Genomic DNA, 12,985 nt, shown 5'->3' on the forward strand with positions numbered 1-12,985 from the left:
CTTCTAGAGTTCACTTCTCTACATTATAGTTACGTTTTTGCGACAAGGTTGTCAATTGACCTTAAAAAGGTTTAGGATGGAGTCATTAGATTCTGAAGGAGGACCCCCTACTACTATGAGTTACAAGATGATTGTATTGGATATGGATGATACGCTCCTCACGAGCGACCATACGATTTCCCCTAAGACAAAAGAAGCACTTCTCGATGCACAGGCGCGCGGCTATAAGGTCGTACTCGCGAGCGGACGACCGACGTTTGCGATGTGGGATGCAGCCCGTGAATTAGAACTTGCGAAATACGGAAGCTACATCTTATCGTTCAACGGTGCCTCGGTCATCAATTGTGCGACAAACGAGGAGATTTTCTCGAGCACGCTCCAACCGGATACAGTCGCCCATCTCCATAATATCAGTGAACGGGAAGGAATCGCGATTCATACGTACGTCGGTAACGAAATCGTAACCGATCGCCCGAACCCTTATACGGATATCGAAGGTGAGTTGACAGGAATGCCGGTCATTCATGTCGACAACTTTAAAGATGCCGTGACAGCCCCGGTCGTCAAATGTTTGATGCTTGCGGATGGTGACACACTCGCTCCGATCGAAACAAAGCTACAAGAAGAATTGGCTGGAAAATTGGCTGTGGCCCGTTCAAAACCGTTCTTCCTTGAGTTTACGGAAGCGGGTGTCACAAAAGGAACGAGTCTCGCCTTCCTTGCAGACCAGCTCGGCATCGCGCAAAAAGAAGTCATCGCTTGTGGTGACGGAAACAATGACTTGACGATGATTGAATGGGCCGGCCTCGGCGTCGCGATGGGAAATGCCAACACGACGGTCAAAGGGAAAGCGGACTTCATCACAAAGTCAAACAACGAAGACGGAATCGCTCATGTCATCGAAACGTATATGACGGACGTACTCGTCACGCAATAAGCTTCTGATTGTAGAAAGGGAGGAAGGAAGATGAATAAAGGGTTGAAACGAGCTGGAGTCGGATTGATTGGAACTGCGGTCGCAGGAGCGGCTTATGTGTTCCTTTCACCTAAACCAGCCACACGTTTAATCAAAACTTCGTTCGCAGGGGGGAACGAAGTGGAGATGAAGGGATTCGAGGAAGTCGTTCAAAAGACGTCTGTCCGAAAAGACATCGACTACTTGTCTTCTTATGACAACGGAACGTTTGATTTGATTCGCTATGAAGGCGACCGAAAACCTGTCCCAACAATCTTTTGGGTGCATGGTGGGTCGTTCGTCGGTGGGGATAAATCGGATGTGTTAAAATACGCCACTTCGATTGCGAGTAATGGCTATAACGTCGTCAGTATCAATTACGCACTCGCACCTGACGTGATGTATCCGACCCCGCTCAAACAAATCGAAGAAGCGTACTCGTTCATCGCTGAGAACAATGACCGCTTCCGTCTCGACTTGGACCGCGTCTTCTTTGCAGGTGATTCGAATGGTGGGCAGCTCGTTGCACAGTTTGTCGGCATCCAGTTGAATGACGACTATTCACCTTCTGCTGAAGTGGGACAAGTCGTACCAAAATCCTCTATCCTCGGTACCGTCCTTTTATCTGCTCCACTCGACTTGAAGCGCGCATGGCTCGAATCATCGAAATCTGTGAACCGCTTCTTGTTCAAACGAATCGGATGGGCATACTTCGGCACGTACAATTGGGAGACTCTCCCGGTCGTTGCTGAAGCATCGCCACTCGTCAATGTACCGGCCACATTCGCCCCAACGTTTATCGCGGACGGGAATGACCATTCCTTTGAGGAACAGGCCAAAGAATTTGCGACGATTCTTTCAGGACGGACGGATGTCACGACTGTCTTTTATGATCGGAATGAGCACGAGCTCGGACATAACTATTACTTCGAAATGGACCGCCCAGCGGCCAATTCCACGTATCGTCGTTTGATTACGTTCTTACGTGAAACGACAAATCAATCTGTATAACGCACAAGAGGCGACGTTCTCCTACTATGGAAAACGTCGCCTCTTTTCGTTAGCGCAATAGGTCGAACGCGCGACCAATCAATTCATTTCGGGATGGGGAAGTCTGACGCAACGCTTCAAGACGTTCAATCAATGTCTGTTTCACTCCTTCATCCTTCACCAGTTCCAGACACTCGATGTGTAATAACCAGGCGTCAGGGTGGTTCGTTAAGATCTCTGGGATGAGACCGTCGATTGATTCTCCCCGCTCACGCATGAGATGAATGCGATTGAACATCGGATCATCGTTTGTCCATACACGCTCATCCCGTTCAATGATCACCGGTTTTTCAATCATCATCAACTCGTCTACCGTGGTTCCCGGGAAAACTGATGGAAGTGAGTCGACACGTACCTCAAGTGAGTCGAGAGGAATCGTTCGTCCTTCTAACCGAACGGTCACATCCTTGAGTAAATCAGATGCACATGCGTGACGAACAGTCGTCCCGTCCTCAAAGAGGTCATCGCGACCCAGCGCTGATTCCGTGTCATGGACAACGAGGAGTCCATGACGCTCTCGTTTCGTTAACTGACCATTTTTTACAATGGTACATTCATCCCATTGAATGAGCGTATGTTCTTTCGACTCCGTCATGTGGCGAACGATGCCGACACGTTCTGACCCATCCTCGAGTCGAATCGTCGATTGACTTCCCGACGCCAACGCTTTCGCCACAGATTCGATTCCACCTTTTCGAATCGCCATTCTTCCTTCTAGTTCATCTAAGACAGAAGAGAGCGTTTCAAAGTTTGGAATAACGAATAGTTCTTTTTGCATGTTTGTCACGTCTTGCTTCGTCTGTAACGCGTGCTCCAAGTCGAATGGATGTTTGACGACGGCATCCGTCAGACAGTGACGGCTCTCTCCTACCGATGATAAGAGACCAGCCCCGTAAATCATGGGATTGTCGAGGTCACCAATCAATCCGAATTCAACGGTCCACCAAAAGATACGAGCGACCTGTTGTGCCTCAGAAAAGCCAGTCACTTGCGCTTTCGCCTCATGTACAGCTTTCTCCGCCGCCTCGATGTCTTGCTCCGTTGAGTTGGCGTTCTCCTTCACAATCGTCAAGCGTTTCAATGCGGCGAACGAGGCATGTTCTTCTCGGTTCATGAACGCCTTGGCCCCTAATTGACCGAAGCGTTTGACGATTGCCGAAAACGTCGGGTCCATCAACATTGGCGCATGTCCCGCCGCCTCATGAATGATGTCAGGGGCTGGGCTGTATAAAATATTCTCGACTTTCCGAATGTCTGTCGCGACCGGGAGCATCCCGTTTCCTTGGAAGTCAAAAAAGGCAACGCCGGGGATGAGTCCATCCACTGCGACTGTCGACCATCCGGCCGCCTGCATCTCGTCTGTCATCTGTTCGACGTTCGGCAATCGGTCCGGTCCCATTCCCGTCCGTTTCAATCCTTCGATGTAAAACGGATGCGCCTTCCCTTCTAACGTGTGCAAGTTCAATCGCAACACGAAACGCCAAACGGCGTGATCCGTTGGTGTGTATTCATTGTAGAACTGCGGTGAAATATGTGGGGCTAGGTGTTTTGGAATCGATTGTGTCAACATGTGAAGTCCTCCTTTGAAATCAAAAAAATCCCTATCGATTGAATCGATAGGGACGACAAAGCCGCGGTACCACCCTGGTTGCTAGAAAAATATCTAGCCGCTTGATCCGATAACGGGGGACCGCTCAATGATGAGAGCTCAGGAACTGTAATTCGATTCATCTTTTGGGCGTGTTCGCAGCACCACACGCTCTCTGGGCCAGGGAAGATGTCTCTACTTCGGTTCTTTCTTCGCTTCTATTACGTATACAATTCTTTATCTTTTATACAGTTATGCTGTTATGCATATATGCTTTTAAGCACTAAAGTGACGTCTTGTTAGTTACTGTACCAAAGGTTTTTCGACGCGTCAACAAAAAACAGCCTACGAATTTTCGTAGACTGTCATAAACACCATTCAATTGGGGGTTTTCCCCACTCCTTCAATGTATCGTTCACTTGAGAGAATGGCTTAGAGCCGAAGAATCCACGATGGGACGACAAAGGACTTGGATGAACGGACGTAAGCACTTTATGTTGGTCTCCAATCCATTTCATTTTCTTCTTCGCATCATTTCCCCACAAGATGAATACAATCGGTTCCTCACGACTCCCAAGCCGCTCAATGATAGAGTCAGTGAACTGTTCCCACCCTTTTCCACGGTGAGAGCCCGCCTTCCCCGCTTCAACCGTCAGTGCCGTATTTAAGAGCAGGACGCCTTGTTTCGCCCATTTCTCGAGGTTGCCACTCTTCGGGAGATCACACCCAACGTCATCTTTTAGTTCTTGAAAAATGTTTCGTAAAGACGGCGGGAAACGTACTCCGTCCTGCACCGAAAAACTGAGTCCATGCGCTTGGTTCGGTCCGTGATACGGATCTTGTCCTAAAATGACGCACTTCACCTCACTAAATTTTGTGTGAATAAATGCGTTCCAAATATCTTCTCGGGCCGGGTAAACGATCGTTTCTTCATACGCTTGGTCGACGAATTGCTTCAACTGTTGAAAATAAGGTCGTTTCATCTCTTCTTGGACAATATCCGTCCAATCTCCAAGTAATCGACTCGATAACTGATCTGCCATTGCATACTCCCCTTTCCCTTTGTATCATACCCAAAATGATTGCATACAAAAAGACGAGTCAGTCGACTCGTCTCTCTAGGTTATACCGTTACTGCGCCTGCAACTTCTTTCGCAAGTGCTTCAGCTTTCGCTTTTGCGTCCGCAACGATTTCTTCGATTTTGTCTGGGTATTGGTTCATCCCTTCAACCGCTACCGTTGTCACTTCAGATACACCGACAAACGCGAGTGCTTGGCGGAGGTATGCGTCTGCGAAGTTAAGGTCAGTTCCTGTGTAGATTCCACCTGTTCCTTGGATGTGGATCGCTTGTTTGTTTTCAAGCAAGCCGACAGGACCTTGTTCTGTGTAACGGAACGTTTTACCTGCCATGAGGACGCTGTCGAGGAACATTTTCATGCGTGCCGGGAAGAAGAAGTTCCACATTGGCGTTGCGAATACATAAAGGTCCGCTTCCATGAACTTCTCAAGCATCCCGCTCATTGTTCCTACTTTCTTCGCTTCTACGTCAGTGAGTGCTTCGCCTGATGCGAATTTACCCCATGCGCTGAGCACGTCTCCGTCGATTTCTTGAACATCGACATCGTAGAGTTCGATTGCTTCCACTTCGATTGATGCGTTTTCAGCCTTTAGTGTTGATACGAATGTTTCTGCCACTTGTTTGCTGTATGAAAGTTCAGTTGGTTTCGGGTTAGCCGATACGTATAATACTTTAGTCATCGTGTAATCCTCCATTTGGTTAATCTTTAATTTTTCAATAACAGTTAGAACTATACCATCTGTATATCTCATCGTCAATTATTTTAATTTCAAGATATTCAACAAAAAAGCAACGGGCTTTATTTGCCCGCTGCGTTATAACCGACTCGTTTCAATAACGAAATCAATTGTTCCGTCTCTTCATTACTTAACGGTCCATATATATCTTTGAAGATTTCAATATGTTGCGGATAGACGACGTCCATGAGCGCCTTTCCATCGTCCGTCAACGAAGCATACGTGACACGTCGGTCAGACGGACAGGCGATTCGTTCAATCAGACCTCGCTTCTCCAACTTATCGATCACGTATGTCACGCTACCGCTCGTAATCAAAATTTGGTCCCCGATTTGTTGTAACGGGGTGTCTCCTCGTTTATACAGTACGGATAAAACACCGAACTCTGTTGAATTTAACTGGTGGCGTCGTAAATCTTCTTTCACACGATCACTGATGGCATCCATCGCACGTGCAAGAACGACCCACGCCTTCAATTCAAGGGATTCAATCATGTCGGTTTCACCTCAATTCGTTCATCATATATCACTAGTATAGCAGGACTTATGCAGTATAAGCCGGGAAAAATACTTCGTCAAGGAACTTCTTCATTGTCGCCCATGTCGGAAACGTTTAGAATGGTAGTATTGTGATTTTAAGAAAGGGTGGACCGTATGCGTGAGTATTACGAAATTTCATTGACGATTAAACGGGAGTTTTTGCATGCTGTCATCGATTTGTTGAATCGGGAAGGCATCGCACCGGACTATGCGCTCGAGAAGGAAGGCGCGGTCTTTTTATTATTCAATCATTTACCTTGGCCAAACGTGACCCGTGAACCGCATGCCGTGGAACGTTTCTTATTGACGTTGAAACGATCGGACTATTTATTCGTCAAAACGAAACGTAAATCACCGGTCCCCGATCATGAACCGGTCGCCTGTATGGGTGCACTCGTCTCTCCGTTCAATGAACATTTGCGCATCGAACTTGCCGTGGACGAGTCGGAAGCGAGTCATTTAGATATGTCCGCATTCCGTCATTATTAAACAAACGAATATTCAACGCCTCCCCTTGAAGATTAGACCTGAATAGCTAATCGACATGGGGATTTTTTAGGAGTATCTGCTTTCTTTGTCGGGAATAAAGAACAGTATTCGAGTTGAAAAGGAGACATGTTGGAATGGACACAGTCATGTTAATCGTCAATCCATCCTCAGGAAAAGAATTGGGGGAACAACACGCAACGCATGCCGAAGAGGTGTTGCGCGAACGATATGGACACGTCGATGTCCGCTTTACTGAAAAGGAACAGGATGCGACGAACTTCGCACGTGAAGCGGCACAAAAGCACTATCAGGCCGTCATTGCGATGGGTGGGGACGGAACCTTGAACGAAGCCGTGACCGGTCTAGCTGAGGCTACTTATCGACCTGACTTCGGCATCATTCCACTCGGGACGGTCAACGACCTCGCCCGTGCACTCGGTGTCCCAAGTGACCCTAAGCAAGCGATCGAGGCACTCCGTGACGCTGAACCGACACCGATGGATATCGGCAAGTATGAGAACGGTTATTTCATGAACGTCATCGCCATCGGGCTCATTGCCGAAGCCGTCGACGAAGTAAGTGTGGAAGAGAAGACGAAATGGGGACCGTTCGCTTACTTGATTGAGGGTGTAAAAGCGTTCCGTGAACATAGTCCATATGAGTTGGCACTTGACAGTACAGACGGTCAGTTTAATGGCGAAGCCTATCTTGTCGTCATCGCCTTGACGAACTCGGTCGGAGGATTTGAAAACTTCGAACCAGACGCGCGGTTGAATGATGGGCTTCTTCATGTCTATATCTTTGAAGAACTCGGGTTAAAGGACGCACTTCAATTAACACCCGCCCTCTTCACAGGAAAGTTGAAGGAAACAGATAGCGTCACCTCGTTTTGTACGAAACGGGTTAAGGTGACCTCACCTGAGGCGCTTCCTGTAAATGCTGACGGGGACACAGGTGGCACGCTCCCACTTACTTTTGAAGTATTGCCGAGTCATTTAAACGTATTGAAGCCGGTCTAAGAGCAGGAGTTTTGACGATTGAATCGAATGTGTTCAAGCGAGAAAGGAGAATGACCTATCAACATCTCGCTTGTTCCATTAAAAACTGCATCCGTCGACATCGTCGATACATTTAATCGTTGGAATAACGATCCTGAGATCGTACACCTTATTCGACCGAGCCGCTCCGAAGCAGAACTTACCGCTTATTATGAGATGACGGTTGGCGATTTAGAAGAACGACTCTTAACGCACGATATCTTCCTCATCTATGCAGATGACCATCTCGTCGGAGAAATGAACGTCATGTATGACCCGCCGCATTTGTATCGTCAAGAACCCGGTACGGCATGGCTCGGTTTCGTCATCGGCGAATCCGTCGGTCGTGGGAAAGGCATCGGTACGGAAGCCCTTCGTTTGTTAGAAGAGATATTGCGAGCCAAACAAACACCTCGTATGGAACTTGGCGTCTTCGCCTTCAACCATGCGGCCCATCGCCTCTATACGAAATGCGGGTATCAAGAAATTGGACGGATCGAGCACTTCACCTACTGGGACGGTCAATTTTGGTCTGATATTCGGATGGAAAAACGACTCGACGAAAAACCCTTTCACGCCAAGTGAAAGGGTTTTGACTTAGTTCTTTAAGTTCTCGACTTCGACAATCCGGAAGCCTTTTTGTTCAAGTTTCGAGACAACCTTGTTTTTCATGTCTTCTTCACAGTCCGGTGGTAGTGTCACGAGTACCCGACGCAAGACTTTACTTTTCGCATCGAGCGTCATCAAGCTCGCGATAGATGTATATTTGTTCACGATTTTCGTGATCTTCTCAAGTGCCCCAGCCTGTTCGCTCAAGGCGATTGTCAAGACGTAACTACCCGTGTCGCGACTCCATGCTTCTTCGAGCATCCCGAGCATCTTACCATGGGGAAGAATGCCATAAAATTCATTGCTCTCATCTTTCAATACAGCAATGTACGGCAACTCTTTGATTGAGAAAAATACTTCAAAGAATCCATCTGACTCATGGACGTACTTTTGTGTATTCTTGATGAGTGTCATCACATTATCGTCCATGTTTTCCCCGTTCATTCCATGACGATAAATATGCATCTTGTAAATGTTACCGCGGAAAAATTTCCCCGTCTCGTCTAAAACAGGCACACAACGGTATCCTGTTTCTTCAAGCGTATGAAGCGCTTCCCGCAATGTCGCCTTTTCACTGATGGTGACAACATCTTTCTTCGGGATACATAAGCTATGCACTAACATGCGTTTTCCTCCCAGCCAATAATAAAGTGGTCTACACCCTATTCATTATTATTCCCCAAATATGATGAACATCCTGCATACTTTTTCTGAAAAGTTATGAACACTTCTTGTAATCCTTGCATTTGTCGGAATAGGAAAAAGTCGTTATAGTGAAACTATCCAAACAGACAAAGGGGATGGACGATTATGACGATGAAAAAAGCATTGACGATTGCCGGTTCTGATACGAGCGGCGGCGCGGGTATCCAAGCCGACCTCAAAACGATGGAAGAACTCGGTGTGTACGGTATGACAGCTTTGACTGTCATTGTGGCACAAGATCCACATAACGCATGGAACCACGAAGTCTTTCCAATCGACACGACATTGATTGAGAAACAAATCGATACGGTGCTCGCTGGGATCGGAGTCGATGCCGTGAAGACAGGTATGCTTCCGACACCTGAAATCATCGAACTCGCCGCACGGAAAATCAAAGAATACGGAATCCAGAATGCCGTCGTCGACCCAGTCATGGCTTGTAAAGGTGCGGATGAGATCCTTGACCCGAACGTCGCGGTCGCGATGCGTCAACACCTCGTACCAGTCGCAAAAATCATCACACCAAACTTATTCGAGGCGCGTATGCTCGCTGGCCTCGATAAAACACCATCGACGATGGACGAAATCAAAGAAGCGGCTCGCCTGATCCATGAGCTCGGCGCTGAGATCGTCATCGTCAAAGTCGGTGGCAAACTTGGTTTCGATACAGCATTCGACGTCTTGTACGACGGAAACGAGTTCCGCCTTCTCGAAAGTGAAAAAATCGAGCCTGCGTTCACACACGGTGGTGGATGCACGTTCTCTTCTGCCATCGCGGCTTCTCTCGCAAACGGTCATACGGTCGAAGAAGCGATTGAAATCGGAAAAGAATTTATCACAGAAGCCGTTCGTCACTCATTCCGCCTCAACCAATACGTCGGACCGACGAACCATACGGGATACCGTAAAAAAGTAGCAACACAATCGTAAACAGATGACCCGGAACGTGACGTTTCGGGTCATCCTTTCCATTGGAGGGACAGACGTGAAAGCGATTCAACCTAATCACATTCAGCAATATTTAGACAATCATGTCGCAACACCACTTTTCGTCCATGTCGAGACGACAAACGGTGCCTACGCGACACATAACGACCCGGACTTTCATAACGCCGGGATGTTTATCCGTAATGCCAAAATCGAATATAGCATCGGTCAAATCAAAGGAAATGGACCTTACCGTGTCGGCTTAAAACTTGATCACGGTTGGCTCTATGTCGAAGGATTGACCGACTACGAAGTGCACGGCGAACAGTTACTACTCGCTGGTCACGATCGTCTCGGTCGACTGGCGTGTGCGCTGCATATCGATATCAAACCGCTCCCACAAGGAGCATCGGAGGTGGAGAATCAATGAATGGACCGTTACTCGTCATCTTTCCACACCCGGACGATGAGGCGTTCAGCTCGGCCGGAACGATTATCCAACATCGTCAAAAAGGACTACCCGTCACATACGTCTGCTTGACGCTCGGTGAAATGGGACGCAACATGGGTTCCCCGATTTTTACGACACGTGAAGAACTACCAAAAATTCGAAAACATGAACTCGAAGAAGCATGTCGCATGATGGGCATCGAGGACCTGCGCATGTGGGGTCTTCGTGACAAGACCGTCGAGTTTGAGGACGAGGCCGATCTCGCTAGCCGTTTCCGCACATTGATCGACGAAGTGAAGCCGGAAACCGTGATCTCGTTCTATCCAGGATATGCCGTCCACCCGGATCATGAAGCGACAGCCGGTGCCGTCGTACGTGCACTTCAAGAGATGGGCGAGACGCGTCCTGAGTTCTTAGGTGTCGCCTTCGACCGCCGCACGGAAGAGGAACTCGGACAACCGCACGTCATCGTCGATGTAACGGAAGAGAGCGAACAGAAGAAAGATGCCCTGTTTGCCCACCGGTCTCAGACAGAAGGTCTGCTTCGTGCGATCGATAACGCAGAAAACGCCCACGTCATGGAGTTACTCCAACGTGAGCGCTTCTATCATTATCCGTTCTCATGATTCATAGGCTAGACGAGTCATATAAAGCAATGCCCCAACGGTCCCAAGACCGATTAACGTTCCGAATACTACAACGATTTGTCCCATGTTTTCACCTCTTCTAGACTGTACGAACAATTCCATTCATTGGTTTCAAGCACGTGCCATTCGCACGTGTTTTTTTTTTAGAAGTAAAGTACGTAAATCACAACAGCCAATACGATTCGATAAATCGCAAACGGCATCAATTTCACTTTGTTAATCAATTTCAAAAAGAACTTAATTGAAAGAAGTGCGAATAAAAATGCGCTGACGAAGCCGACGACAAACACGGGTAGCGTATCGAGCGTGAAATACGTCCACTTGCTATAGAGTGACAATGCACTCGCTCCAAACATGATCGGTACCGCCATGATGAACGTAAAATCTGCCGCTGCCCGGTGGCTCATTCCGAGGAGAACCCCTCCAGAAATCGTTGAACCAGACCGTGAGAATCCTGGCCATAGCGAAAAACATTGAATCAAGCCGACACCAAGTGCTTGCTTATACGTGATGTCATCGAGCGTAGCGGTCGTCTGACGCTTCACACCGGATAAATCTGCGGCAATCATAAAGAACGCACCGACGACTAACCCAATCAACACCGTCTTGACCGAGAAGAGATGTGTATCGATGTAGTCCTCAAACAGTACACCGAGGACGCCAGCAGGCAGCAATCCGATCAAAATATGTACGAGATTGAATTGGCGCGCGGTTCCACTTTGTCTTAAGGTGAGCAAAGACTTCGGATTCAGTAACGCTTTGAACCGGTCCCGAAAGACGACCACGACCGCTAAAATCGACCCTAATTGAATGACGATTTTAAACGTGTTCGCTACTTCCTGCCCTAAAAACTGACTCGAATTCAACCAGAGACCATCTACGAGAATCATATGACCGGTCGACGAGACCGGGGCAAATTCCGTCAATCCCTCGACGACACCTAATAAAAATCCTACAAATAATTCATACCATTCCACATTGTTTCTCCTATTGATTCATCAAGATTGTTCTCATCATACACTTCTCGACACAATCTTTCGTCCGTCTTAAGACGTAAAAACAGACATGGCTTATGACCCATGTCTGTAAAAATTATCGGGCGGTCGCATGAACGAACCAAACGACAAGCCCGATTAAGATGAACGCCAAAAATAGCGACGCTGTCGTTCCTACAATAAAGACAAACCCCAACACAAGGATACCGAGATGCCATAGCATCGAGACAGATGATTCCGTCGTCGCTCGGATATCGGAAGGCACCTGATGATGCAAGAGCCCAAAATAGAGTGGCTCCATCGCACCATACAATAGAGCTAGGAGTCCCATCACACCGACTCCAATCGAACTCGGGAACAACCCGACGAGGAGAAATCCACCGCCCATTAACCAACCGAACCCGTTTAACCAACGCTTGGATGACGCAAATCGTATAAGCGTCCCCGCAAAAAGTTGACCAGGTAACTGAATCAAAAGCAGGACGCTTGAAATGGCACCGAACCAATAGATCGGGATGGATACATCACGTGCATACAGTTGCCAGAACTCATCGATGAAATTGAATGCGGACACGGCTGCCAAAAATCCGATGGTGACGTTACGAAGGGATGTGTGCGACCACACAAATTGAAATCCTTTCAACAAGTGCCGCCACGTCAATCGGTCTTCTCCTTCGCCATGAACGGGTTCAACGAGAAATAAGCTACACACGGTCGCCATCAATAAACTGAGAATGGAAAGTCTGTAGTTCCACTCCAATGGAAGGTACTGAGCCAACATACTGCCACTCCATGCCGCCGTCACAGCGGCCATAATCCCAATCGCGTTCAGTTTTCCAAGAACCCGTTCGAACGACGACGCTTCATGACTTTCTTGTAAGGACTCGTATAGCAGCGCATTCTCCGCCCCACTTCGAATGACCGACCCAACGGCCGAACAGCTGATGGCGACAAAAAATCCGCTGAAGGTGAACGAGTATAACAAGATCCAAAACGATAACCACTCTAAGGCTACACCTGCCTGGATCAGCCGACGCCGTGTCGTCCGGTCCGCCCACACGCCGGTCGGCACCTCGAACAAGACGATGATGAGCGCATAGATCATCTCCAAGTAGACGACTTCTTGAATGGTGATGCCTCGCGACTCCCAAAACAACCGTTCAATCACGTATGCGGG

15 protein-coding genes and 1 other annotated feature are annotated in these 12,985 nt (G+C 48.0%); of the genes, 8 read left to right on the forward strand and 7 right to left on the reverse strand.

The features are described 5' to 3' along the window. The first annotated feature begins 115 nt into the window (after positions 1 to 115). Entirely contained in the window at positions 116 to 937 is an 822-nt protein-coding gene (locus KD909_RS13590) for a Cof-type HAD-IIB family hydrolase (RefSeq protein WP_015880494.1), read from the forward strand. 30 nt (positions 938 to 967) lie between these two features. Next, positions 968 to 1,966, forward strand: a complete 999-nt coding sequence (locus KD909_RS13595; protein WP_047795836.1) for an alpha/beta hydrolase — start codon at positions 968 to 970, stop codon at positions 1,964 to 1,966. A 49-nt stretch (positions 1,967 to 2,015) separates the two neighbouring features. Here KD909_RS13595 and KD909_RS13600 read toward each other — a convergent pair whose 3' ends face one another. The 4 genes from KD909_RS13600 to KD909_RS13615 form a co-directional block, all read right to left on the reverse strand. Further along, a complete protein-coding gene (locus KD909_RS13600) occupies positions 2,016 to 3,575 on the reverse strand; it encodes an aromatic amino acid hydroxylase (RefSeq protein ID WP_211781882.1) in 1,560 nt (519 codons plus the stop codon). Positions 3,576 to 3,620: 45 nt separating this feature from the next. After that, positions 3,621 to 3,815, reverse strand: a binding site (T-box leader). A gap of 143 nt (positions 3,816 to 3,958) precedes the next feature. Continuing rightward, positions 3,959 to 4,636, reverse strand: coding sequence for a uracil-DNA glycosylase (locus KD909_RS13605; RefSeq protein ID WP_211781883.1), 678 nt, complete (start codon positions 4,634 to 4,636; stop codon positions 3,959 to 3,961). Between the two features lie 80 nt (positions 4,637 to 4,716). Continuing rightward, a complete protein-coding gene (locus KD909_RS13610; protein ID WP_015880490.1) occupies positions 4,717 to 5,352 on the reverse strand; it encodes an FMN-dependent NADH-azoreductase in 636 nt (211 codons plus the stop codon). A 119-nt stretch (positions 5,353 to 5,471) separates the two neighbouring features. Then, positions 5,472 to 5,903, reverse strand: coding sequence for a MarR family winged helix-turn-helix transcriptional regulator (locus KD909_RS13615; RefSeq protein ID WP_211781884.1), 432 nt, complete (start codon positions 5,901 to 5,903; stop codon positions 5,472 to 5,474). A gap of 159 nt (positions 5,904 to 6,062) precedes the next feature. Between KD909_RS13615 and KD909_RS13620 the strand changes: the two genes are divergently transcribed. From KD909_RS13620 to KD909_RS13630, 3 genes are all read left to right on the forward strand, one after another. Next, positions 6,063 to 6,437: a hypothetical protein gene (locus KD909_RS13620; protein ID WP_015880488.1), complete on the forward strand. Its 375-nt coding sequence runs from the start codon at positions 6,063 to 6,065 to the stop codon at positions 6,435 to 6,437. A 134-nt stretch (positions 6,438 to 6,571) separates the two neighbouring features. After that, positions 6,572 to 7,456 carry a diacylglycerol/lipid kinase family protein gene (locus KD909_RS13625; protein WP_015880487.1) on the forward strand — a complete coding sequence of 295 codons (885 nt, stop codon included), beginning with the start codon at positions 6,572 to 6,574 and terminating at the stop codon, positions 7,454 to 7,456. A 63-nt stretch (positions 7,457 to 7,519) separates the two neighbouring features. After that, positions 7,520 to 8,059: a GNAT family N-acetyltransferase gene (locus KD909_RS13630; RefSeq protein WP_256440690.1), complete on the forward strand. Its 540-nt coding sequence runs from the start codon at positions 7,520 to 7,522 to the stop codon at positions 8,057 to 8,059. Between the two features lie 12 nt (positions 8,060 to 8,071). Here the strand turns inward: KD909_RS13630 and cbpA are convergent, their stop codons facing one another. Then, the gene (cbpA, locus tag KD909_RS13635) at positions 8,072 to 8,707 is read right to left on the reverse strand and encodes a cyclic di-AMP binding protein CbpA (RefSeq protein WP_031424393.1); all 636 of its coding nucleotides are present in this window, start codon (positions 8,705 to 8,707) and stop codon (positions 8,072 to 8,074) included. A gap of 186 nt (positions 8,708 to 8,893) precedes the next feature. On the opposite strand from cbpA, the gene pdxK reads away from it, so the two are divergent. The 3 genes from pdxK to bshB2 are packed head-to-tail and all read left to right on the forward strand — an operon-like array spanning position 8,894 to position 10,792. After that, the gene (gene pdxK / locus KD909_RS13640) at positions 8,894 to 9,718 is read left to right on the forward strand and encodes a pyridoxine/pyridoxal/pyridoxamine kinase (RefSeq protein WP_211781885.1); all 825 of its coding nucleotides are present in this window, start codon (positions 8,894 to 8,896) and stop codon (positions 9,716 to 9,718) included. A gap of 55 nt (positions 9,719 to 9,773) precedes the next feature. Continuing rightward, the gene (locus KD909_RS13645; protein ID WP_211781886.1) at positions 9,774 to 10,145 is read left to right on the forward strand and encodes a YojF family protein; all 372 of its coding nucleotides are present in this window, start codon (positions 9,774 to 9,776) and stop codon (positions 10,143 to 10,145) included. Then, positions 10,142 to 10,792 (forward strand): bacillithiol biosynthesis deacetylase BshB2, encoded by a 651-nt coding sequence (gene bshB2 / locus KD909_RS13650; protein ID WP_211781887.1) that lies wholly within the window; start codon positions 10,142 to 10,144, stop codon positions 10,790 to 10,792. The genes KD909_RS13645 and bshB2 overlap by 4 nt, the downstream gene beginning before the upstream one ends. Before the next feature lie 164 nt (positions 10,793 to 10,956). Here the strand turns inward: bshB2 and KD909_RS13655 are convergent, their stop codons facing one another. Both KD909_RS13655 and KD909_RS13660 read right to left on the reverse strand, forming a co-directional pair. Continuing rightward, the gene (locus KD909_RS13655) at positions 10,957 to 11,790 is read right to left on the reverse strand and encodes an undecaprenyl-diphosphate phosphatase (protein ID WP_211781888.1); all 834 of its coding nucleotides are present in this window, start codon (positions 11,788 to 11,790) and stop codon (positions 10,957 to 10,959) included. Positions 11,791 to 11,905: 115 nt separating this feature from the next. After that, positions 11,906 to 12,976, reverse strand: a complete 1,071-nt coding sequence (locus tag KD909_RS13660; RefSeq protein WP_211781889.1) for an MFS transporter — start codon at positions 12,974 to 12,976, stop codon at positions 11,906 to 11,908. Between the last annotated feature and the right edge of the window lie 9 nt (positions 12,977 to 12,985).

The organism is Exiguobacterium sp. PFWT01 (assembly GCF_018255795.1).
GTDB lineage: Bacteria > Bacillota > Bacilli > Exiguobacteriales > Exiguobacteriaceae > Exiguobacterium.